Source organism: Pseudomonas putida (assembly GCF_016406145.1).
GTDB classification, from domain to species: Bacteria; Pseudomonadota; Gammaproteobacteria; order Pseudomonadales; family Pseudomonadaceae; genus Aquipseudomonas; species Aquipseudomonas putida_E.
In genome coordinates this window covers 1,881,343-1,902,690 of record NZ_CP066306.1, presented here as the reverse complement: position 1 = coordinate 1,902,690, position 21,348 = coordinate 1,881,343, and the positions used below count along the sequence as shown (strand labels likewise).

General features: G+C 56.5%; 17 protein-coding genes and 1 pseudogene. 4 read left to right on the top strand and 14 right to left on the bottom strand.

Going from position 1 to position 21,348, the window contains the following annotated elements; all coding sequences use genetic code 11:
• Positions 1 to 103 precede the first annotated feature (103 nt).
• The 5 genes and pseudogenes from JET17_RS08715 to JET17_RS08695 all read right to left on the bottom strand — a co-directional run.
• Positions 104 to 307 (bottom strand): formate dehydrogenase subunit delta, encoded by a 204-nt coding sequence (locus tag JET17_RS08715; protein ID WP_012313612.1) that lies wholly within the window; start codon positions 305 to 307, stop codon positions 104 to 106.
• Positions 304 to 3,183 (bottom strand): formate dehydrogenase subunit alpha, encoded by a 2,880-nt coding sequence (gene fdhF / locus JET17_RS08710; RefSeq protein WP_012313611.1) that lies wholly within the window; start codon positions 3,181 to 3,183, stop codon positions 304 to 306. The genes JET17_RS08715 and fdhF overlap by 4 nt, the downstream gene beginning before the upstream one ends.
• Positions 3,180 to 4,739: a formate dehydrogenase beta subunit gene (locus tag JET17_RS08705; protein WP_012313610.1), complete on the bottom strand. Its 1,560-nt coding sequence runs from the start codon at positions 4,737 to 4,739 to the stop codon at positions 3,180 to 3,182. Before JET17_RS08705 ends, fdhF begins: the two co-directional genes overlap by 4 nt.
• Positions 4,733 to 5,215, bottom strand: coding sequence for a formate dehydrogenase subunit gamma (locus JET17_RS08700; protein WP_012313609.1), 483 nt, complete (start codon positions 5,213 to 5,215; stop codon positions 4,733 to 4,735). Before JET17_RS08700 ends, JET17_RS08705 begins: the two co-directional genes overlap by 7 nt.
• A gap of 235 nt (positions 5,216 to 5,450) precedes the next feature.
• Positions 5,451 to 6,016, bottom strand: a pseudogene (locus tag JET17_RS08695) (glutathionylspermidine synthase family protein); the annotation flags it as partial.
• A 368-nt stretch (positions 6,017 to 6,384) separates the two neighbouring features.
• On the opposite strand from JET17_RS08695, the gene JET17_RS08690 reads away from it, so the two are divergent.
• Together JET17_RS08690 and JET17_RS08685 are read left to right on the top strand one after the other, a co-directional pair.
• Positions 6,385 to 7,173 carry an SDR family oxidoreductase gene (locus tag JET17_RS08690; RefSeq protein WP_012313608.1) on the top strand — a complete coding sequence of 263 codons (789 nt, stop codon included), beginning with the start codon at positions 6,385 to 6,387 and terminating at the stop codon, positions 7,171 to 7,173.
• A gap of 194 nt (positions 7,174 to 7,367) precedes the next feature.
• Positions 7,368 to 8,060, top strand: coding sequence for a GntR family transcriptional regulator (locus JET17_RS08685; protein ID WP_198823191.1), 693 nt, complete (start codon positions 7,368 to 7,370; stop codon positions 8,058 to 8,060).
• Between the two features lie 63 nt (positions 8,061 to 8,123).
• Here JET17_RS08685 and JET17_RS08680 read toward each other — a convergent pair whose 3' ends face one another.
• The 8 genes from JET17_RS08680 to JET17_RS08645 all read right to left on the bottom strand — a co-directional run bounded on the left by JET17_RS08680 (position 8,124) and on the right by JET17_RS08645 (position 17,999).
• Positions 8,124 to 9,650, bottom strand: a complete 1,527-nt coding sequence (locus tag JET17_RS08680) for a UxaA family hydrolase (protein ID WP_012313606.1) — start codon at positions 9,648 to 9,650, stop codon at positions 8,124 to 8,126.
• Positions 9,647 to 11,017 carry an MFS transporter gene (locus tag JET17_RS08675; RefSeq protein ID WP_012313605.1) on the bottom strand — a complete coding sequence of 457 codons (1,371 nt, stop codon included), beginning with the start codon at positions 11,015 to 11,017 and terminating at the stop codon, positions 9,647 to 9,649. Before JET17_RS08675 ends, JET17_RS08680 begins: the two co-directional genes overlap by 4 nt.
• Before the next feature lie 110 nt (positions 11,018 to 11,127).
• Positions 11,128 to 12,054 carry a 3-keto-5-aminohexanoate cleavage protein gene (locus JET17_RS08670; RefSeq protein ID WP_007913166.1) on the bottom strand — a complete coding sequence of 309 codons (927 nt, stop codon included), beginning with the start codon at positions 12,052 to 12,054 and terminating at the stop codon, positions 11,128 to 11,130.
• A gap of 50 nt (positions 12,055 to 12,104) precedes the next feature.
• Entirely contained in the window at positions 12,105 to 13,067 is a 963-nt protein-coding gene (locus JET17_RS08665) for a 3-hydroxyacyl-CoA dehydrogenase (protein ID WP_012313604.1), read from the bottom strand.
• Positions 13,068 to 13,389: 322 nt separating this feature from the next.
• On the bottom strand, positions 13,390 to 14,610 hold the full coding sequence (locus JET17_RS08660; protein WP_033698809.1) for an alpha/beta fold hydrolase: 1,221 nt from the start codon (positions 14,608 to 14,610) through the stop codon (positions 13,390 to 13,392).
• A gap of 63 nt (positions 14,611 to 14,673) precedes the next feature.
• Complete coding sequence (locus JET17_RS08655; protein WP_012313602.1) at positions 14,674 to 16,062, bottom strand: MFS transporter; 1,389 nt, start codon at positions 16,060 to 16,062, stop codon at positions 14,674 to 14,676.
• A 391-nt stretch (positions 16,063 to 16,453) separates the two neighbouring features.
• A complete protein-coding gene (locus tag JET17_RS08650; RefSeq protein ID WP_012313601.1) occupies positions 16,454 to 17,380 on the bottom strand; it encodes a LysR family transcriptional regulator in 927 nt (308 codons plus the stop codon).
• An 82-nt stretch (positions 17,381 to 17,462) separates the two neighbouring features.
• Positions 17,463 to 17,999, bottom strand: coding sequence for a 2,4'-dihydroxyacetophenone dioxygenase family protein (locus JET17_RS08645; RefSeq protein WP_007913179.1), 537 nt, complete (start codon positions 17,997 to 17,999; stop codon positions 17,463 to 17,465).
• A gap of 352 nt (positions 18,000 to 18,351) precedes the next feature.
• Between JET17_RS08645 and JET17_RS08640 the strand changes: the two genes are divergently transcribed.
• Both JET17_RS08640 and JET17_RS08635 read left to right on the top strand, forming a co-directional pair.
• Positions 18,352 to 19,356 carry an LLM class oxidoreductase gene (locus JET17_RS08640; RefSeq protein WP_012313599.1) on the top strand — a complete coding sequence of 335 codons (1,005 nt, stop codon included), beginning with the start codon at positions 18,352 to 18,354 and terminating at the stop codon, positions 19,354 to 19,356.
• Positions 19,353 to 20,300, top strand: a complete 948-nt coding sequence (locus tag JET17_RS08635) for a nuclear transport factor 2 family protein (RefSeq protein WP_012313598.1) — start codon at positions 19,353 to 19,355, stop codon at positions 20,298 to 20,300. Before JET17_RS08640 ends, JET17_RS08635 begins: the two co-directional genes overlap by 4 nt.
• Here the strand turns inward: JET17_RS08635 and JET17_RS08630 are convergent.
• Positions 20,297 to 21,328 carry a substrate-binding domain-containing protein gene (locus tag JET17_RS08630; RefSeq protein WP_012313597.1) on the bottom strand — a complete coding sequence of 344 codons (1,032 nt, stop codon included), beginning with the start codon at positions 21,326 to 21,328 and terminating at the stop codon, positions 20,297 to 20,299. The genes JET17_RS08635 and JET17_RS08630 overlap by 4 nt on opposite strands.
• Positions 21,329 to 21,348: the final 20 nt, after the last annotated feature.

The window sequence follows — 21,348 nt, the reverse complement described above, 5'->3', positions numbered from 1 at the left end:
CGCCCCTATCGCCGGCAAGCCGGCCCCACAGGAGTTGCACTCAATCCGAGGGCAGTCCAGGAGTGCCATCGCTTGCTGGCGACGGGGGCAGCGCAGACAAACGCTAAGCCAAGGCCGCCACCACCTTGGGGTCCAAGCCCTCCCCTGCATGGGCCTGGGCCCATTCCCCCAACTGCCTGCGCATCGCCGGGGTCCAGAAGTTCTGCAAATGCTGCTGCACTCCTTTCACCGCCAACGCATGATCAGGCTCGCTGTCGAAGTAATGGGCAATCTGGTTGGCCATCTTGACCAGGTTTTCGATGCTCATCGGCGTACCTCGGCCTGTTCGGGTTTGTCGGCCGTGCGACGTTCCTTGAGCAGGCGCCGCTGTTCATCACTGAAGTCCTGGTAGCGCTTTTGCCACTGCGACGGGTGGAACACCTTGACCACCTCCACCGCCGTGACCTTGTACTCCGGGCAGTTGGTGGCCCAGTCGGAATTGTCTGTGGTGATCACGTTGGCGCCGGACTCGGGGAAGTGGAAGGTGGTGTACACCACCCCCGGCGCCACGCGCTCACTTATTTTGGCGCGCAGTACCGTCTGCCCTGCACGGCTGCCGATGCCGACCCAGTCGCCATCATGAATGCCGCGGCTTTCGGCGTCGGTGGGGTGCAGCTCCAGGCAGTCAGCAGCATGCCAGGCGACGTTGGCGGTGCGCCGGGTCTGGGCGCCGACGTTGTACTGGCTGAGAATGCGCCCGGTGGTCAGCAGCAGTGGGTAGCGGCTGTTGACCTTCTCGTCGGTGGGCACATAGCCGGTGAGCATGAAGCGCCCTTTGCCCCGCACGAACTGATCGATGTGCATGGTCGGCGTGCCGTCGGGGGCTGCGTCGTTGCACGGCCACTGCAGGCTGCCATGGCGGTCGATTTCGGCGTAGCTGACGCGGTGAAAGGTTGGTGTCAGGCGGGCGATTTCGTCCATGATCTCGGACGGGTGGCGGTAGCTCATCGGGTAGCCCAAGGCGTTGGCCAAGGCCACGGTGGCCTCCCAGTCAGCCTTGCCGGCCAGCGGCTGCATCACCTTGCGTACCCGCGAAATGCGGCGCTCGGCGTTGGTGAAGGTGCCGTCCTTTTCCAGGAACGAGCTGCCCGGCAAGAACACATGGGCGAACTTGGCCGTCTCGTTGAGGAAGATGTCCTGCACCACCACGCATTCCATGGCCCGCAGCGCTGCAGTGACGTGCTGGGTGTTGGGGTCGCTCTGGGCGATGTCCTCACCCTGGCAGTAAAGCGCCTTGAAGCTGCCGTCCAGCGCCGCTTCGAACATGTTGGGGATGCGCAGGCCCGGGTCGGGCTGCAGGGTTACGCCCCAGGCCTGCTCGAACTCGGCACGCACGGCCTCGTTGGAGATATGCCGGTAGCCTGGCAGCTCATGCGGGAACGAACCCATGTCGCACGAGCCCTGCACGTTGTTCTGCCCACGCAGGGGGTTTACCCCTACCCCTTCGCGGCCAATATTGCCGGTGGCCATTGCCAGGTTGGCGATGCCCATAACCGCCGTGCTGCCCTGGCTGTGTTCAGTCACGCCCAGGCCGTAGTAGATCGCCGCGTTGCCGCCTGTGGCATACAGCCGGGCGGCGGCGCGGATCTGCTCGGCGGGCACGCCGCACACGGGGCCCTGCACTTCAGGGGCGTTTTGCGCGAGGCTGACGAAGTCGCGCCAGCGGGCGAAGGCCTCGCTCTCGCAGCGCTCGTCGATGAAGCGCTGGGCCAGCAGCCCCTCGCTAACGATCACATGGGCCAAGGCGTTGAGCATGGCCACGTTGGTGCCCGGGCGCAGTTGCAAGTGCAGCTCGGCACGGGCGTGGGGCGAATCCACCAGGTCGATGCGCCGCGGGTCGATGACGATCAGCCGCGCGCCCTGGCGCAGGCGGCGTTTGAGCTGCGAACCGAATACCGGGTGGGCATCGGTGGGGTTGGCACCGATCACCAGGATCACGTCGGCCTGCATCACCGAATCGAAACTCTGGGTACCCGCCGACTCGCCAAGGGTCTGCTTGAGGCCATAGCCGGTGGGCGAATGGCAAACCCGAGCGCAGGTATCCACGTTGTTGTTGCCGAACGCCGTGCGCACCAGCTTCTGCACCAGGTAGGCTTCTTCGTTGGTGCAACGGCTGGAGGTGATGCCACCGATAGAGTCGCGCCCGTACTTGAGCTGGATGCGCCGGAACTCGTTGGCCGCGTAGGCGACGGCCTCGTCCCAGCTGACTTCTTGCCAAGGGTCATCCAGATGCTTGCGGATCATCGGTTTAGTGATGCGGTCAGGGTGGGTGGCATAGCCCCAGGCGAAGCGGCCCTTGACGCAGGCATGGCCGTGGTTGGCGCCGCCGTTCTTGTCGGGGACCATACGTACCAACTGGTCGCCCTTCATTTCCGCACGGAACGAGCAGCCCACGCCGCAGTAGGCGCAGGTAGTGATCACCGCTCGTTCCGGCTGTCCGATCTGCACCAGGCTTTTTTCGGTCAGGGTGGCCGTCGGGCAGGCCTGCACGCAGGCGCCGCACGACACGCATTCGGAGGTGAGGAAGTTGTCACCACCGGCTGCCGCCACCCGCGACTCGAAGCCGCGCCCGGTGATGGTCAGGGCGAACGTGCCCTGGATGTCCTCACAGGCACGCACGCAGCGGCTGCAGACGATGCACTTGCTGGGCTCGTAATCGAAGTACGGGTTGGATACGTCCTTCTGCTCAGCCAGATGATTGGCGCCGTCATAGCCGTAGCGCACCTCGCGCAGACCGACCTGGCCGGCGACCGTCTGCAGTTCGCAGTTGCCATTGGCCGAGCAGGTCAGGCAGTCGAGCGGGTGGTCGGAAATATACAGCTCCATGACATTGCGACGCAGGTCGGCCAGACGTGGCGTCTGCGTGCGCACCACCATGCCTTCGCTCACAGGCGTGGTGCAGGACGCCGGGTATCCGCGCATGCCATCGATTTCGACCATGCACATGCGGCAGGAGCCGAAGGCCTCCAGGCTGTCGGTGGCGCACAATTTGGGGATGGTGGTGCCGAGCATGGCGGCGGCGCGCATCACTGAGGTGCCCGCCGGCACGCTAACGCTGCGCCCGTCGATATTCAGACTGATCTGCACATCACCGTGGCGTTCAGGGGTGCCCAGATCGGTCTCGGGGTCAAAGTAATTGATCACTGCGCGGCCTCCGTGGTGGTCAGCCCGAAATCGGCCGGGAAGTACTTCAGGGCGCTGGCCACCGGGTAGGCGGTCATGCCGCCCATGGCGCATAGCGAGCCGTATTGCATGGTGTCGCACAGGTCGCGCAGCAGCAGGGCCTGGTCATGGCGTTCGGTTAGGTCGCTGCTGGCGATCAGGCGGTCGACCACCTCCATGCCGCGGATAGAACCGATGCGGCAAGGCGTGCATTTGCCGCACGACTCTTCGGCACAGAACTGCAGGGCAAAACGCGCCATGCTGGCCATGTTCAGGGTGTCGTCAGCCACCACCACACCGCCGTGGCCGAGCATCGCGCCCATGGCGGCGAAGGCTTCGTAGTCCAGTGGGGTGTCGAAGTGACTGGGCGGCACCCAGGCACCCAGCGGGCCACCGACCTGGGCAGCCTTGAGCGGACGGCCGCTGGCGGTGCCGCCCCCGTAGCCCTCCACCAGCTCGCGCAGGGTCAGGCCGAAGGCACGCTCTACCAGGCCGCCATGGCGGATGTTGCCGGCCAGCTGGAACGGCATGGTGCCCAGCGAACGGCCCATGCCGAAGTCGCGGTAGAACGCCGCGCCCTTGGCCAGGATGGTGGGCACCGAGGCCAGGGTGAGCACGTTGTGCACCAGGGTCGGCAGGCCGAACAGGCCCTGCAGGGCCGGTAGCGGCGGCTTGGCACGGACGATGCCGCGCTTGCCCTCGATGGATTCGAGCAGCGCGGTTTCCTCCCCGCAGATATACGCTCCCGCGCCCACGCGTACTTCCAGGTCGAAGGCCTGACCGCTACCGGCCACGTCGAAACCGAGATAACCGGCGTCGCGGGCGATGACGAAGGCCTCATTGAGCACACGGATGGCGTCGGGGTATTCCGAGCGCACGTAGATATAGCCCTTGTCGGCACCCACCGCGAGGCCGGCTATGATCATGCCTTCGATCAGCAGGAAGGGGTCGCCTTCCATCAGCATGCGGTCGGCGAAGGTACCGGAGTCGCCTTCGTCGGCGTTGCACACCACATACTTCTGCCCTGCCCCGGCGTCACGCACGGTGCGCCATTTGATACCTGCCGGGAACGCTGCGCCGCCCCGGCCGCGCAGGCCGGAATCGAGCACGGCGGCGACCACTTCGGCGCCGCCCAGCGCAACGGCTTGCTCAAGGCCGGCAAAGCCGCCGTGGGCGCGGTAGTCATCCAGCGACAATGGCCGGGTGATACCGGCGCGGGCGAACAGCAGACGTTGCTGGGTCTTGAGGTAAGGGAGCGCTTCCACGGGCCCGAGCGCCAATGGATGGCTGCCGGGTTCTGCCGCCAATGCATCGAGCAGCGCAGGCACATCCTCAGGGGTGACCGGGCCGAAGCCTTGCCGCCCTTCAGCGCGCTCGCACTCCACCAGTGGCTCGAGCCAATACAGGCCACGCGAGCTGGTGCGCTGGATATCCAGCGCCAACTGGCGGCGCTCGGCCTCGCGCTGCAACGCCTCGACAACCTGATCTGCGCCCACGGCACGGGCCACCGAGTCGCAGGGGATGAACAGCTTCAGCATGCTGTGTCCTCCAGGCAACCGTTGACCAGCGAGCGCAGGCGCTCAGGGGTCAGGCGCGCATGCACCTGACCATCGAGTTCAAGGGCCGGCGAGCAGGCGCAGGCGCCCAGGCAGTACACCGGGCGCAGGCTGATGGCGCCATCGGCGCTGGTGCCATGGTCGTCCAGCGCCAGCTGCTCACGCAGCTGCGCGGCCAGTGCCTCGCTGCCACGGCTCTGGCACGACTCGGCGCGGCACAAGCGCAGGGTATGGCGGGCCGGGGGCGCGGTACGGAAATCGTGGTAGAAGCTGATTACCCCGCGCACCTCGGCCAGGCTGAGGTTAAGGGCATGGGCAATGTCAGCGACGGCGGCATCGGGGATGAATCCGATGCTTTCCTGCACGGCATGCAGGATCGGCAAGAGCGCGCCGGGGGTGTCCTGGTGGCGACTCAGGATACTTTGGATCACGGGCAGGTGGGGCAATTGATCAGGCATACAGCGGACCTCGGCATCACGGCCCCCGCCTGTTGTTGTAGTGGGCAGGTGACCGGCGTGTTCTGCTGCGGCACACCGCCCACGTCACGGTTGCGTGGTTGTCGGTGGCCTCCTTGCCGGTGGCCGTGCGTCTGCGCGCACTGGGCTCAGGGGCATTCCACAAGCATGGCACTTGTGGCGCCGAAGGGATGCACGCGAACGACCAGGCGCATCCTGAAACCGACCAGAGGGCCGGTCAGCCCAGTACCACATGCGGCAAGAAGCGCGAACTGTCCTTGGTGATCAGCGAATCATCTTCACGAATGCCAAGCCCCGAGGCCTTGTCGCCAATCACCCATGAACCAATCAGCGTGTAACTGTCAACGAACTTCGGCAAAGGTGCAAAAGTCTGCAGAATATAGGGCGCATCGCCATAGGGCCCGTCTTCAAAACCCGCCGGCCATCCTCGGTGCGGATATCCACGTTGGCGCCCTCACGGGAGAAGTACGGCTTGCGCACCCAGCCTTTGGGCACCGGTGCCTGCGGGTTGTCGTCGACGAAGGCCGGCAGCAGGTTCGGATGCGCCTCGAACCACTCCCACAACAACGGCAGGATGCCTTTGTTGGAGATCAGTGCCTTCCACGGCGGCTCGACGAACTGCGTGTCGCAGCCGGTGATCGCCTGGCCGAAGTCCTCATGGAAGATATGCTCCCAGGCATGCAGCTTGAACAGGCGCTGGATGGGCTGGCCCTGCAGGTCGACGAACCGGCCGTTGTCGTGCAGGCCGATGTCTTCCAGGTCGATATGCCGTGTGCGAACACCCGCATGGCCCGAAGACCACCCGCACGCAACCACCGTTGGAAAAAACAACAGCAGTTGAGGCCAGTTCGGGCTTGCAGACCCGCCCGCTATTTGTTGCAGCGGCCCAGCGAGACTAGGGAGCTCAGTTTTCCATCGCAATGGCTCAAGGGCGTGGAAAGGGCGATTCAGAAATGGACTACGGGACGCAGGTAGGAATGCTGAACCGGAGCAGGAGTAAGCACCCACGCCAGTAATCAACTGAAAACCTGCGGCATTCCTATCTTGACAAGCCAGCTGTGATCACATATCACGTATAAAGCGTTTCTTGGCTATGCAGGCCGTAGCCGAGGAAGAATTCATAAACAAAAATAAGACAGGTGCATTTAGCTATGAACGTGATGAAGCGGCTGACACCCTATAGCGGGTTGAGGGTTTTGATTTCTGGTGGTGCAGCAGGTATTGGAGAATCGATCGCGGCTGCATATCTCGAAATTGGGGCAAGAGTCCATGTCTGTGATGTAAGCGAGCAGGCGATCGTACAGTTTCGTGAGCGCCACCCTGAGGCTTTGGCCACATTAGCTGACGTCTCCGACACTGCCCAGATCAAGCGAGTTTTCGAGATACAACAGGAGTGGGTGGATGGACTTGATGTCCTTATCAACAATGCAGGCATAGCAGGGCCGACCGGCGGAATCGACAAAATTAGCGATGCCGAATGGGAACAGACAATAGACATCAATCTCAATGCGCAGTATCGTTTCGCTCATAATGCTGTCCCCCTCCTGACAAAGTCAGAACACGCACACATCATTCATATTTCATCCGTCGCGGGTCGCTTAGGTTACGCTTGGCGAACTCCATACGCAGCGACCAAGTGGGCCATCGTAGGTCTTATGAAGTCATTGGCAGCCGAGTTGGGCGAAAAAGACATTCGAGTCAACGCACTGCTGCCCGGCATCGTCGAGGGCCCTCGCCAGGATCGCGTGATCAGTGACCGCGCCAAACAGTTAGGCATTACCGAGCCGGAGATGCGCCAACAAATTTTGAAGAAAATCTCATTGCGCCGGATGACTCCACCCGAAGACGTGGCCGCAATGGCCTTATTTCTATGCTCTCCTGCTGGTAACAATGTGACAGGACAAGCGATCAGCATCGACGGTAATGTTGAGTATCTTTGATCAGTCAGGCCTACGTCTCGCCACCGACCTTGGTAGCGAGACGTTTGCTGTGCGTGTGCTAGAGAGCTCGTCCTCCCCAATTCTGTCAATTCGATAGCAGCACATCCATGATCACAGAGGTCTCATTTTCCTATGCCGGCTGATCGAACCTGCCTATAATTCTCATCATGAACCTATCCACACTCGTAACGCCCATGATCCGCCAGACGCTCAGCGCGGACGTTTATACCCAACTGCGTGACCTGCTGATAAGCGGACGCGTTATGCCAGGGGAAAAGCTCTCGCTCAGATCTATAGCGGACGCTCTAGGTGTTAGCGTCATGCCAGTGCGAGAAGCGGTTCACAGGTTGGTCGCTGAGCAAGCGCTTGAGATGGCGGCAAATCGATATATTCGCGTTCCTGTGCTGACTATCAGCCAGTTCCGGGAAATCACCAGTATCCGGTTGAATCTTGAGGGCCAAGCTGCGGCTCGGGCTGCGGAGCTTGTTGATTCGCAGGCACTGGCTGAGATAGAAAAGATACACGAGGCATTTTGCGCGGAGTTTGCTAAAGGCGCTCCCGATGAGTCACGACTGATCACCCTAAACAAAGAATTGCATTTCGCAATTTATAATCAGGCGGACATGCCCATCCTGCTACAGATAGTTGAGTCCCTGTGGCTGAGAATAGGGCCTATCATCAACTATGACCTACGATCTGGCACTGAGCGTGTGGTTCAGCGAGTGCAAGCCAGCCATCACGCAGCGATGGTGGATGCTTTAAAGAAGGGGGACTCCGTTGCCGCCCGTGAATCACTGCAAGATGACATCAAAAGTGCTGCCGAGTTTATCCTGAATACAGGGGCGCTGATCGTTGCCGATGCGCACAAACCTGTAGAAGCTGATTAATTCCACCAACATGTTTTAAAAGAGGCGCTCTGGTATCAGGGCGCCTCTTTTTTTGCTCGCTTATTACATCTGAGCGCCGATCATCCAAGGCACTGTTTCTTCATTGCCGACGCCCAACGCCTCGCTTTTAGATTTTTCCCCAGAAGCCACGCGTATGAGCATGTCGAAAATCTCTTTACCCTTCGATTCAAGGGTGGCATCACCATCCATGACATCCCCGCAGTTGATGTCCATATCATCCTTCATGCGAGTGTACATTTTGGTATTCGTCGCAAGCTTGATCGAAGGAGCAGGTTTGGCGCCAAAGCACGAGCCGCGTCCGGTGGTGAACGCAACGAGATTTGCGCCGCTGGCGATTTGGCCAGTGGCACCCATAGGATCATAGCCAGGCGCATCCATGAACACCAAGCCTCGGACTGTAATGGGCTCGGCGTAACGATAAACGCCCATGAGTGCTGACGAACCACTTTTGGCAACTGCGCCTAGAGACTTTTCAAGAATGGTCGTCAGACCGCCGGCCTTGTTACCAGGCGTGGGGTTGTTATCGATACTGCCTTTTTCGCGGTCTGCGTAGCTTTCCCACCATTTGATAAGGTCTACGATACCCTGGCCGACCTCACGGGTTGCAGCGCGACGAGTTAGCAGGTGTTCAGCACCGTAGATCTCCGGCGTTTCGCTAAGGATGGCCGTTCCACCTTGCGCTACGAGCATATCGACAGCCACACCGAGGGCGGGGTTGGCCGTGATGCCCGAATATCCGTCTGAACCGCCGCACTGGAGCGCAACGGTCAGGTGCCGCGCCGAGACCGGCTCGCGTCGGCACTCGTTGGCAACCGGCAGCATCGATTCCACAGCGGCAATGGCGGCATCCGCTGCCTTGCGGGTTCCGCCAACGTCTTGGATGACCACAGGAGCGATAAGCTTGCCGGTCTCGATGCCCTGGGCCATGAACAGCGCGCCCATCTGGTTGGCTTCACAGCCAAGGCCGATGACCACCACGCCAGCGAAGTTGGCGTGCTTGATGAACCCGCCTAGCGTGCGCCGCAGTTGGTTCACCCCCTCGCCATTGTGCTCTATGCAGCAACCGAAGCTGTGGGTGATCGGCACCACACCGTCCACGTTTGGGTAAGCATCCAGAACACCGTTTCGCGAGAAGTGTTCAACCACCATTTTGGTAACAGTGGAGGAGCAGTTCACCGTGCTTACTACACCAATGTAGTTTCGAGTTGCTACTCGCCCGTCAGCGCGGACGAAACCTTGGAATGTCACAGGAGAGGCTGCAGGCGACGCGACTTTGGCATCCTCGCCGAACGCGTAGTCTCGCTCGAACGTCGCCATCTCCAGATTGTGCGTATGCACGTAATCGCCTGGCTCAATGGATTTAGTAGCAAAGCCAATAATCTGGCCGTAACGCAGAACAGGATCACCTGGGTTTACGTGTGCAAGGGCAATCTTGTGCGCTGCGGGGACATCGGCGAACACCACGATATTACCGAACTCCGTAACCACGGTTCCTTGAGGTATCGAAGCACGTGCGATTGCAACGTTGTCGTCGGGATGTAGTTTAAGTACCAGGGATGTACTCTTCATTTTGTCCTCGCATTATCAGTAATACACGGCGCAACCTGGGACAATACAATGTTGTCCCGCGTTTTTGTAGTAATCGTTTCTTGTGCCTGACGTAGTTTCAAACTCAGGAATGCGGCGAGCGTTAAAAGAGCCGCTACAATGATGAGTCCATTCTTCGTACTCCCAGTAGTTTGCTCAACGAAGCCAAGAAGTGAAGGGCCGAAGAAGCCACCAGTAATACCAAAGGTATTCACTAACGCCAGACCCGCCGCCATACCTACTCCCGCCAGCCTTGAGCTGGCGAAGAGAAATATCACAGGCTGAACAACGAAAAACATCGATGCCGTAAGGGTAAATCCTATTAGTGCTATCAGTGGAGTGGTATAGGCCGCGAGGGTCAATCCAGCCGACATCAGGAGCAGACCACCGAACATTATTTTGCGTGAGATTTTCGGAGTAGTTGCATACTTTGGAAGAAACGCTGCGCCGAGTGCTGCTGCTATCCATGGGATTGAGTTTAACAATCCTATCTGTAGCGATGACAAGCCTCCATACGTGCCGATGATGCCGGGCAAGAAGAAAATTACTGAATAAACACTAACTTGGTGGAGGAAGTACACCGCGATAGCAAGCCAAATTTGAGGGATTTTAAGAACACCCTTAAAAGAATGACCAACATTGCCGGAGGCGATTTCTTCATCATGTTCTTTTTTCAGAACTTGCTCTACTTCAGTGGCTTGTTCCTTTGATAGCCAAGTTGCCGTAGATGGGCCGTCCGGAAGCTTTCGCCAAATCACGACGGAGAATAGAACAGCTGGAATTCCCTCCAAGAAGAACAGCCACTGCCAGCCGTGCCAACCCCAGATTCCATCCATCTCTAACAGCAGCCCGCCAACCGGCCCGCTGATGATGTTCGCGAGACAGACCCCGATTAGAAAATAGCCACTGGCACGTGCCCTTTGCTCACGACCAAACCAATAGGTTAAATAGAGCATTACACCTGGGAACAATCCGGCTTCAGCTGCGCCCAGTAGTGCGCGGGCAATGTAAAACGTAGTCTCATCGGTAATGAAGGCCATACCGGCAGACAACAACCCCCAGGTGATCATGATCCTGGTGATCCAGAGTCGGGCACCTACCCGATGCATGATCAGGTTACTAGGTACCTCCATGAGTGCATAAGTAAGGAAGAAGAGCCCTGCACCGAAACCGTAGGCGGCAGCGGAAATACTCAAGTCTACTGCCATGTGTGTTTTGGCAAGTGAAATGTTAGTTCTGTCTAGAAAGCTTATAATGTAAGCAACAATTAACATCGGCATCAATTTGCGAAACATTAAAGCGTTCAGCGACTGTCCCTTTTGTGTTTTTGTATGGGTCGTAGCTAACATGATTCATGTTCTCCTCATGAGGATAAATTGCTAAGGCGCGAGTGTTGTGCCGCGACCTTTAGTTATCAAAATATCCTCTAGATAGGCTTTACGGGGATGAGTACCCGCGTTTAGAAATTGACGTTATCGCCACCTTTGAGCTTCAGGATTTCCCTCGCGTCAGCAGGTGTCGCCACTTCAAGTGAAAGCCCTTCGAGAATTTTGCGCATACGCGAGACTTGATCGGCGTTGCTTTTTGCCAATTGGCCCGGCCCGTCCCAAAGCGAGTCTTCAAGACCCACACGCACGTGTCCTCCAAGCGTGGCTGATTGAGCACCAATGCTCATCTGCTGCTTTCCTGCTGGAAGAACCGACCACTGATAGTCATCTCCGAAAAGACGATCAGCTGTGCGCCGCATATGCAGGACGTCCTCAGGGTGCCCGCCGATACCGCCCAAAATGCCGAAAACCGATTGGATCAAAAACGGGGGTTTGATGAGGCCACGATCAATGAAATGTGCAGCGGTGTAGAGATGCCCAATGTCATAGCATTCGATTTCAAAACGGGTACCATTCTCACTGCATGACTCGAGGATGTGGGCTATGTCGGTAAATGTATTTTTGAAAATGCGGTCATGGCTGCCGGCGAGGTATGGTTCCTCCCAAGCGTGTTTGAACTCCTTAAACCGATTGAGCATTGGGTAAAGACCCATGTTCATCGTGCCCATGTTCAGTGAGGCCACTTCCGGTTTGAACTGATGTGCTGGACGAAGTCGATCTTCAAGCGACATTGTCGGTGCGCCACCTGTAGTCAGGTTGATCACCACATCGCTAGCCTCTTTGATAGCGGGTAGAAACTGCTTAAATAGTTCCGGATCCTGAGAGGGGCTGCCATCAATTGGATTACGAGCGTGTAGGTGAACAATTGAGGCACCAGCCTCAGCAGCACCAATCGCCGCTTCGGCAATTTGACCTGGTGTTACCGGCAGGTAACGGGACATAGAAGGCGTATGAATTGCGCCGGTGACCGCGCAAGTGATGATGACTTTACGAGCCATGGTGATCTCCTGGTTACTTTTATTTTGGTGTTCAGGATGGAGTGATGTCGTCAGGAATTTGGTGCTTGACGCTTGTGCGCAGCGAGAGCCATAAGGCGGCGGTCACGCCAAGCGGATCGCAAGGCAATTCCTTCGAGTTCAAGTTTTTGGCGGCGCTCGTCATGTACTCGAGCGACTGCTGATTCCGACCAGTCAAAAGCATTTTCGGAATTGATCGTTTCGCGATTTTGCTGACCGTAGCGTTTGGCATAGTCAGATACGCCGGCAGGGGCGTTGAGATCGATGGTTTCGAAGGGGCCCATAAATGACCAGCGGAGGGCGAGTCCATCCTTGAGCACCCGATCAATGTCCTCCGAGCTAGCAAAGCCTTCCTCATGCAATTTGAAGCATTCGTTGAGGACTGCGGCTTGAACTCGGTTCAACAAGAAGCCATGGATCTCTCGGGATAGAACGACAGGGCTCTGCCCAGCTGCGGTGTAGATCTCATGCGCTCGAACCATCACCTCAGATTCTGTCCACGGCGCAGGGCATAGCTCTACAAGAGGAACTAAGTAAGGCGGGTTGGTAGGGTGTGCAACTACGCAGCGCCCCCGACCTGGTAGATCTTTTGTGAACTCGGAGGCCGGTAACCATGAAGTTGAACTGGCAAGAATCGCGTCCTTGGGCGCCAACGCGTCCATTCGACTGAAGATGTCGATTTTCGCCTCTACCGTTTCCCGAACGTTTTCCTGTACAAGCACCACGTCACGTAGCGCATCAGCCAAGTCGGGAACGCAAGTAATGCGTGCCAGTACGGTGAGAGGGGCGTCATTAAGAAGATCGAATTCTGCGAGCTCATTAAGTCTCGCTTCGATGTAGGCATGGCTGTTCTGCATTGTCTGCAGATCCATGTCGTGCAAACGCACCGGATGTCCTGCCCGAGCAAAAACAATCGCCCAAGCTCGCCCAATCAAGCCCGCGCCAACGATTGCAATGGGGCCACGCTCGGTCGCAGATGAAGCTGTAGTTCGCATGATGTTCTCCAAATTTTGTATTTATGTTTAGGAGTAATCGTTTGAGCGGTTGGTGATCAAAGCTGACGCACAGATGCTCGCTCTGAGACAGATGCTATCCACTGTGATCACAGATCACAAGGAAATATTTCCGATTGTCAGACGATCGGCTATGCAGGCAATTTGAAGGTCGAGAGAGCACCTTCAGACGGCATGAGCCCCAGTGGCTCGACGCGCTTCAGGTTTGTTGTGCGGGAATTGAATAGGCTTTTCGGGATCGAATCTTCGCGTTCAATAAATGCAGAAAAGCCCGCTTGCCGAGCGGGCTCCTCAATCACATCGTTCAGTCGGCGTGGCCGTGACCCGCTTCACGAAGGAACGCGCGTACCGTGTCACAGAACTCCAGCGGGTTTTCAGTCATTGGATAGTGGCCAGTACCTGCAAGCACGGCGATCTTACTGCCGGGAATGCGAGATGCTGTTTCCTCAACCTTCTCTTGGTACACCAACCAATCCGCGTCACCGCGCAGAAGTAGAACAGGCGCTTTGATCTTTCCAACCTGTTGCCGCTGATCAAAGTTCGCATAACCTGTCAGGTCACCTTTCATCACCTGCGGCGTGGTGCGCGAAATCTGCCACACCACCTCCTTCGCACGATCTGGTGGAGTGCGATTGCCCGTCATCGAACGAGACCAGGCACCGATGATCTCTGGCCCATTCATGAGCAACATATCGAGGAAGAACTCCGAAACCGTTGGGGTGAAATCTGCCCCTTCGGCTGAGATGATTGCACTGTACGCATCGGGTCGACGTGCCCCCAATTCCAGCACCAGATTGCCGCCCATCGAGCATCCCATGATGGCGGGTTTCTCAAGTCCCAAGGCCTCCATAAGGTGCTCATTGAACTCCGCATGGCGAGTGAGGCTGTGGAATGGGCCTGATTCGGGTAGCTCTGATTTGCTGTGCCCGGGAGCGTCAATTGCAATGACGCGGAACTCATCTGACAGACCGTCCAGTACGTGCCTGTACATTAGAGAATCTTGTGATGCCGCGTGGAAGCAAACGAGTGGACGTCCCTCCCCTGCTTCTTCGTAGTAAACGCGAATCCCATCCACGGTGATGTACCGTCCTACCGTCTCTTTGCCCGACGGCTTCGGCCCGGGAGAATAGGAGAGCGGAGGGTTTGTATCGGTTTTCCCTACACGCTTCATTGCGTCGAACGCGCGAGCCATCACATCTACGTACTGCCATGCAGCGACCACGTTGCCCTCAAGCTCAAGTTTTCCCAATCCAGGGGACAACGCTTCAAACCAGTCGATCTTTCCGTCAAGAACGCGCTGCCACTCATCATCAGCACCAGACACGATGATGTCAGCGCCCAACGGGCTTCCTTCCGGGTAAACCGCAACGACTTTACCGGCGAGAACCGCAAGCGTTGAGAAACCGGTGCTGTGCTTGAATTGAATGCGCCCATCAAAATAGCGAGCAGCGGCAGTCCAATCAGCATCACCGTTTAACTCGTCGGCGAACTGGCCCAACCATTTGGCATCATTAATAAGGGTCATGACTTTCTCCTAGCTTAGCTATCCCCAAGGGATTTTCTTGTAAATGCAGGTACGATCGGTTCGTTACAAACCCATATTGCAAGAGGACTTCGATACCAGCGCTTTGTCGTACTTAAGAAACCAGCCGGTAGTTTCACGGGTGAAGAAAATGGTAATGATGGCTGCCAGTACCATGAGGCCGGAAATAAAGTAGAGCGCGTAGTTGTAGCCCGCAGACTGCTCAAAGCCACCACCTGCGCCGATGAACATCCCGATCACGAATGGCCCAAAACCACCGGCGTAAATACCGACGTTGACGATTGAGCCCGCCAGGCCAGTCGTGCCTTGCTTCGCAGAGTCAAACGCAATGGCATAGACCAACGTGTAGGGCGCGTTCATTGCGAACCCAGCAAACAACTGAATCGCGATAAGCCAAGTCAGGCTGACGGATGAGTATTTGAAGAGGTACATGCCCACCGCAAGCCACGCGAAAACAAGCACTAGGCAAAGTTTTCGGCCTGCACGGTCTGAGATCCATCCCCAAACGATCTGGCCGATACCACCGGTGATCGTGAAGAGCACCGAGTAAGCAGCCGCCTCTGCGAAGTTGTAATGGGCAACAAATGCCAGGTACTGGGGTAACCAGAAGCTGATGCCGAAGTAGCCAACGATTGCGAACATCGAGATTAGAGCGATAGCTGAGATGTTCGGATTTTTCATTGCAGACTTGAACGCGCCTTTGGGCACCTCCACCACACCCTTTACAGCTTCCATTGATGGAGGGGTCTCACCCACGGCTTGAGCGTGTTCAACAAAGGATTCGTAACGCTTCTTCGTACTGAACCACCAGTAGACCGAAAAGATGATGATCATCGGCACAGGGAACAGCAGGAATGCCAAACGCCAATTTTCCGGGCCGTAAGCGTGGAGTAGAGCACTGATCGCCAAGCCACCGATCAATGTGCCCCAAGGGTATCCGGTGTGATGAAGTCCTAGGGCGAAACCACGGCGCTCCTTCGACCACCACTCAGACAAGGAGGTGACTTCGATGGCTTCGCCAGCCCCCCCAAATGCGTGAGAGATCACTTGCAGCGCGACCAGCACTCCAAGGGAGCCGGTCAAGAAATTGAGGCCGGTCAGAAAGGTGAATAGCGTGTAAGCAATCACGATTGGCAGGTGGCGGTATTTTCGCATCCATCCCTGACCGCCTTTATCAGCCCAAATCATGCAAGGCACGGCTATCAAAGAGGTCGCGATCGTGATGAAAGCGGCAAGCAGTCCAGTCAGCTCAGCGCTTGTCTTGAACTCGCTGGTGATCGAGGGCAATACCATGAAGAACATCTGGCGGGAGTTGGCATCCATGGCATACACGAGCCACAAAAGGGCCATCGCGCCCCATGAGGCTGCACCTGCTCCTTTTGGCACACGATTGACCGCAGGTAATGCTTCGATTTTGTCTTGAGCAAATCCCATGGGGATATCTCCGGGTATTTATTTTTATTCTCCGGCTGAGGATCGGTGTTTCGCACACATACGCCTCAACATCCGAGATGATCCAGCACTTGTCGTACCGCTCACCATGGACAGAGGTTATGGCTCAATTTCAGGGCTGAATATAGCTGGCAAAGCACACCTGCTGTGACCGCCAGGAACAGGTCAGTGGCACAAAATGGGAGAGGTGCCAGCGAAGCATTTGGCTAAGTAATTACTGGGGAACAGGTCTCAAATTTTTGAGAGCTCTGTTGGGCACAGAGCAAGAGGGAAAATTATCAGAGCGGTGGAGTATTGGCTCCCTTGTGCAGGAGCCACAGTTGCACGCTTGCGCGGAGGTAGAGTGAAAGTAGGCGCCGAGCCGTAGTGGCTATCAAACCGCTCCGGGCAGTCGTCTCACGATTTTCCATGGGTGAGCAATCCATTTTTCCTGAAAAAACTCGATGAACACCCGGATGCGAGGACTCAGATGCTTACGGTCTGAATAAAGCAGGTAAATAGGCTCCAAGATCTCCGCTTTGTACTCGTCAAGCAGGAGCACCAGCGATCCGTCCTGAATGTCTTTTCCAATGTGGAAATCTGCAAGGCGGACTATACCCGCGCCTGATTTGGCCATGTCCCTCAGCAGTTCGCCTTGGGTAAACGATCCTCGGGGCTTCACAGGGGTCGTCACACCCAGACCGTCCTGGATAAAGGCCCATTTGTTCCAAGGGCTGGCAAAACTGAAGTTAAAGCATCGATGATTCATCAGGTCTTGTGGCTGCTGCGGTGTTCCATACTTTTCCAAATAGTCAGGTGAAGCACACAGCAACCATTCACATTCGCCTATCTTCTTTGCAATTCTGGAAGAGCTCGGAAGAATCCCGCTATGGATGGCTATGTCCAATCCCTGCTCGAACTGGTCAATGAACTGAGCGCCTAACTGAATCTCGACATCAAGACCCGGATAAGTGTCGAGGAATTCCGGCAACCAAGGCACGATCTGCTGCTTCGCAAAAGAGGTCATCGTGTGGATGCGAAGCGTGCCACTGACCCTTGAAGGAAGCCCTTCTGCCAGAGAGTCAGCTTCACTCATCGCCTCAACCACAGCTTTCGCACTGCGCAGATAAGCAGCCCCCTCCTCCGTAAGGGTGAGGACTCGGGAACCCCTCTGGAAAAGTCGAACCCGAAGCCGATCCTCCAGCCGCGCTATCAATTTACTGATGGCCGACGGAGTCATCTCATGCGCCCTGGCGGCAGCAGAAAAACTTCCGCACTCTGTTGACCAGATGAAGGCTAGCATTTGAGAGTATTGATCCATTTCGGTACGCTCCTTACGCGACTGAATCTACCTGTTTATCTACACAAAAAACGCGCCGTAGCGCGTTTTTTTTGAACCAGAATCAGCGAATGAACTGCTCGATATAATCGTCCGGCAAGCCCAAATTTTTGTAATGGCTGCGGGCAGCTTCCAGCTTGGTGAAAACGTCTTCATAGCCAACCGCGACACCCTGCGGGTCGACGTAAGTGTAGCCACCCTGAACGTGGAACCAAGTAATCATTTCTTCGACATCTTCAGGGACGAACAGGGTGTGAGTCTCCCCTGGCGGCTCGAACGCAAAGGAGCCTTCATCAGCAACCCAATCGTGTTCGAGGTAGTACCAACGCCCCTTCAACACGATCGCATGCACTGCACCTGAGTGGCGGTGACGTGACAAAACCCCGCTCTGCCGCACTCGAAGCAAGTTGATGTAGTACCCACCGCTAACGCTCAGCAGTAGTGGTTTGAAAGATACTGACTTGGTGACAGGCACCCAGAGATTATCGTCTTCGAGCCAAGTGGTCATAACGCCTGGATGCACCATGTCTGGAGACATGAAAGGCACCTGCGGCAAAGCATAAGGAATGGCAAGTTCATCAGGTTTAACGGGCGTATTCATTATAATTTCTCTCAACGTGTGACTGGCGAGCGAGCCAGGATTTCAATCGCTGAGTGAGAGTAGGTGATGCTCTCGCACAGGAGAATACTCAGAAATTCACACCATCTGTGACCACTCGTCACAGCGCGTAGGGCTCATCCCGTTGAAGGCCGCGACTTATCTAAGACGCCTACTGCGCACGAGTTCAAGCGATTGACCCAGCAGATTTTTCATTGAGTGGATACCGGCCACCCGTGGATCGCGCCCCGTCAGAGGGGACACATTTTCCCCAATACCTTCACTACCATGCAGACCTGTTCATCTGAAAGCCGCTTACACAGTAGTAATCGGCTTAAAATAATGAGGTTTAGCAATGACTTCTCTCAGCCCTTCCCTTGAGCTCAGTCCTGAGCTTGCAGCTCACCCGGCCTATTCGCGAGTGTTCCAGCCCGAAGGCCTAACCTTCGGATACATCATGCCTCTGGAAGGCTACCCAAATTCGCCGTTCCCTACTTTGCAGGATCATCAGCGCCTTGCTCGAATCGCAGATGAGGCTGGTTTTGCAAGTTTATGGATGAGGGACGTGCCCTTCTACGATCCAAGCTTTGGTGACACCGGGCAGATGATCGACCCCTTCGTCTACCTTGGATATTTGGCAGCCGTAACTCAAAAAATTGCTTTGGGAACGACAGGAATCGTTCTTCCACTGCGCGAGCCGTTGATCGTTGCTAAACAATCTGTGTCGGTTGACCAGCTCACCGGTGGACGATTCTTGTTAGGGCTCTCCAGCGGAGATCGACCGATTGAATATCCAGCATTCGGGATTGATTTCGAAGCGAGAGAAGAACGGTACCGGGAAGGCTTCGAGCTGATTAAGACAGTCACTGAAAACAGCTTCCCAAGCGTCTCAACCAAACTTTTCGGCCAGCTGGAAGGCTTGCTAGACATGGTACCCAAGCCAGTTGGCCCTCGACTCCCAATGATTGTCGTGGGCCGGGCCCGTCAGTCGCTTGAGTGGATAGCCAATAATGCCGATGCCTGGATTTGGCATCTGAGCGATTTCAATCGTTTGCCCGGCCTCATCCGCGAGTTCCGTTCTGCCAGTCAGACCGGCAATGCAAAACCATACGGCTACGCGACGTTTTTCGATCTGGCGAAGGATCCGAGCACACCGCTGGAACGCGGCTACAACGGAATAAGGATCGGGCGTAATGCTCTCGTGGATCTCTGGAAACGGCAACAGGATGAAGGTGTTTCACACGTCGCACTGAATATCAAACCTCTGCAGCGACCAGCCGCTGATGTCCTGGAGGAGATGGCTGAGTATGTCCTGCCACACTTTCCCATAGGCCAACCTGTCTCGCAGGTGACCCAGTGACCGGCTCAAGTGATCGCACCGACATTAAGGGCGTTATAGCCACCTTTCTGGAAGCCTGGGAGAGCGGTTATTGGGAATCTGCTGGGGATATGTTCACTGACAATTGCCAGCTGGTTACAAGCCACATGTCCGCTCATGAGGGTGGACGCAAGATTGTCAGAGCTTTCCAGCAAGACCGTGCCAAGGCTGATGGCTTTTCAGTGAAGGCAACCAATCACTATGTGGGTGGTGGAGAAACCGACGCCAATTTCAGTTTCTACGCATATGGCCATATCAGCAAAGCCAAAAAGTCGGCCACGCTCGCATTTGGAATGACTGTCACAGGCTCTATGAAAAAGACAGCAGGCACCTGGCGCCTCGACAGCGTGCTGATTGCCTTGAATTGGATAACCGGGGACTACTCGCTTGCAATTCACTGGCAGCTTCCACCAGGTGACGACGGATGGAGGATTGGCGACCCAGCCCCGACCATCGTTAGCGAGCTGAATTCGCCATGGCTTGCTTTCCCTAACTCAACGGCTTCGGTGACCAGTGCGGAATGTATTGCTGAAACCTACGCTCGTTACTCATGGGCGCTGGATCAAGCTGACATGCAGCTGCTTGCTCATTGCTTTACCAACGACGCCGCTGGCGATTTCCAACCGATGGGCCTTATTGAAGGGCGCCACGCGATCATCGGCTCCTTCAAAGAATTTCGCAGGCCCTGGCCGTGGATGCAGCATTTCGCGGACGTGCTGGAGATCAAGTCCGACGAGGAAAAGGGTGTAGCGGAAATGATTGTCGGCAGAGTCATTCCTGGAAACTCACACACGCAAGATGGCACGCCTCTCTATGGCGCGCATTACCGGATGCGACTTCGTCGCAAGCATGAGGGATTCTGGCAACTGACCTGGAGCGAGTACCGCCCAGGCTGGTTCAATGCCAATGAAGCACCAAGAGTTTAGTCCCTTCCTGAAAACGGCCGTGGCGCCGTACTATCTCGAACGACGAGTTCGATTTGTATGCGCTCGCGGCGTGCAAGTGGGCGCCCCTCGATCAGCGCAACGATGTTGTTGGCGCTGCTGATACCAATTTTCGAAGTCGGCACCCTGACGGTCGTCAGGGCTGGCACGTAGGCAGCCGCGAACTCGATATCATCGAACCCGCTGACTGATAGTTCTTTGGGGACGTCGATCCCATTGGAACGCGCTTCCGCCAACGCTCCGATACAGGTGAGGTCAGTGCTGCAGACAATGGCTGTAGGCTTGGGGTTAAGCTCCATAGCAATCCGCAGCCCGGCGCGCCCTCCCTCAATCGTGAATGGCTGCTCAATAATCCGTTCACTTGAAAGCTCGATCCCTGACTCGAGTAGCTGAGCGGTGATTCCTTTCAGACGGTATTTAGCCCGTTCGTTGTGAGAAACAACTCCACTGATCATGGCAATACTTTGATGACCAAGGCTAAGCAAGTGCCTGGCTATCAATCGACCACCCTCCTCATTGCTGAACCCCACGCAGTGATGGTCATGAGCACCATCTAGCGACCACATGAGAATGAATGGGCATTGGGCGGCAGTTAGTGCTTCATAAATTTCAGGACTGTGTTCAGTGCCCACCAACAGTAGTCCTTCGACGCCCCGCTCAATCATGTTCCTTACGTTTACCAGTTCTTGCGCCTGGTCGTATTCATGGGAAGAAATGATCAGGTGATACCCAAGCTCCGTTAGCCTTAACTGGAGGGCCTGGACAGCTTCAGCGAACGCAGGGTTGTTAAAAGTAGGAAAAACGGCTCCGATGCTGTGCGTGCGCCTGGATGCCAAAGCACGCGCCGCCCCGTCTCGCACGTACCCAAGCTCTTGAACAGCTGCTTGTACTTTGGCCAGCGTTGCAGGTTTCACTAAGTGCGGGACAGCCAAGGCTCTTGAAGCACTCCCCATCGAGACGCCCGCCAATTCAGCCACATCCTTGAGCTTCGGTTTCTCGATTTTTTTCATTGGAGATTCAGCATCCTCGA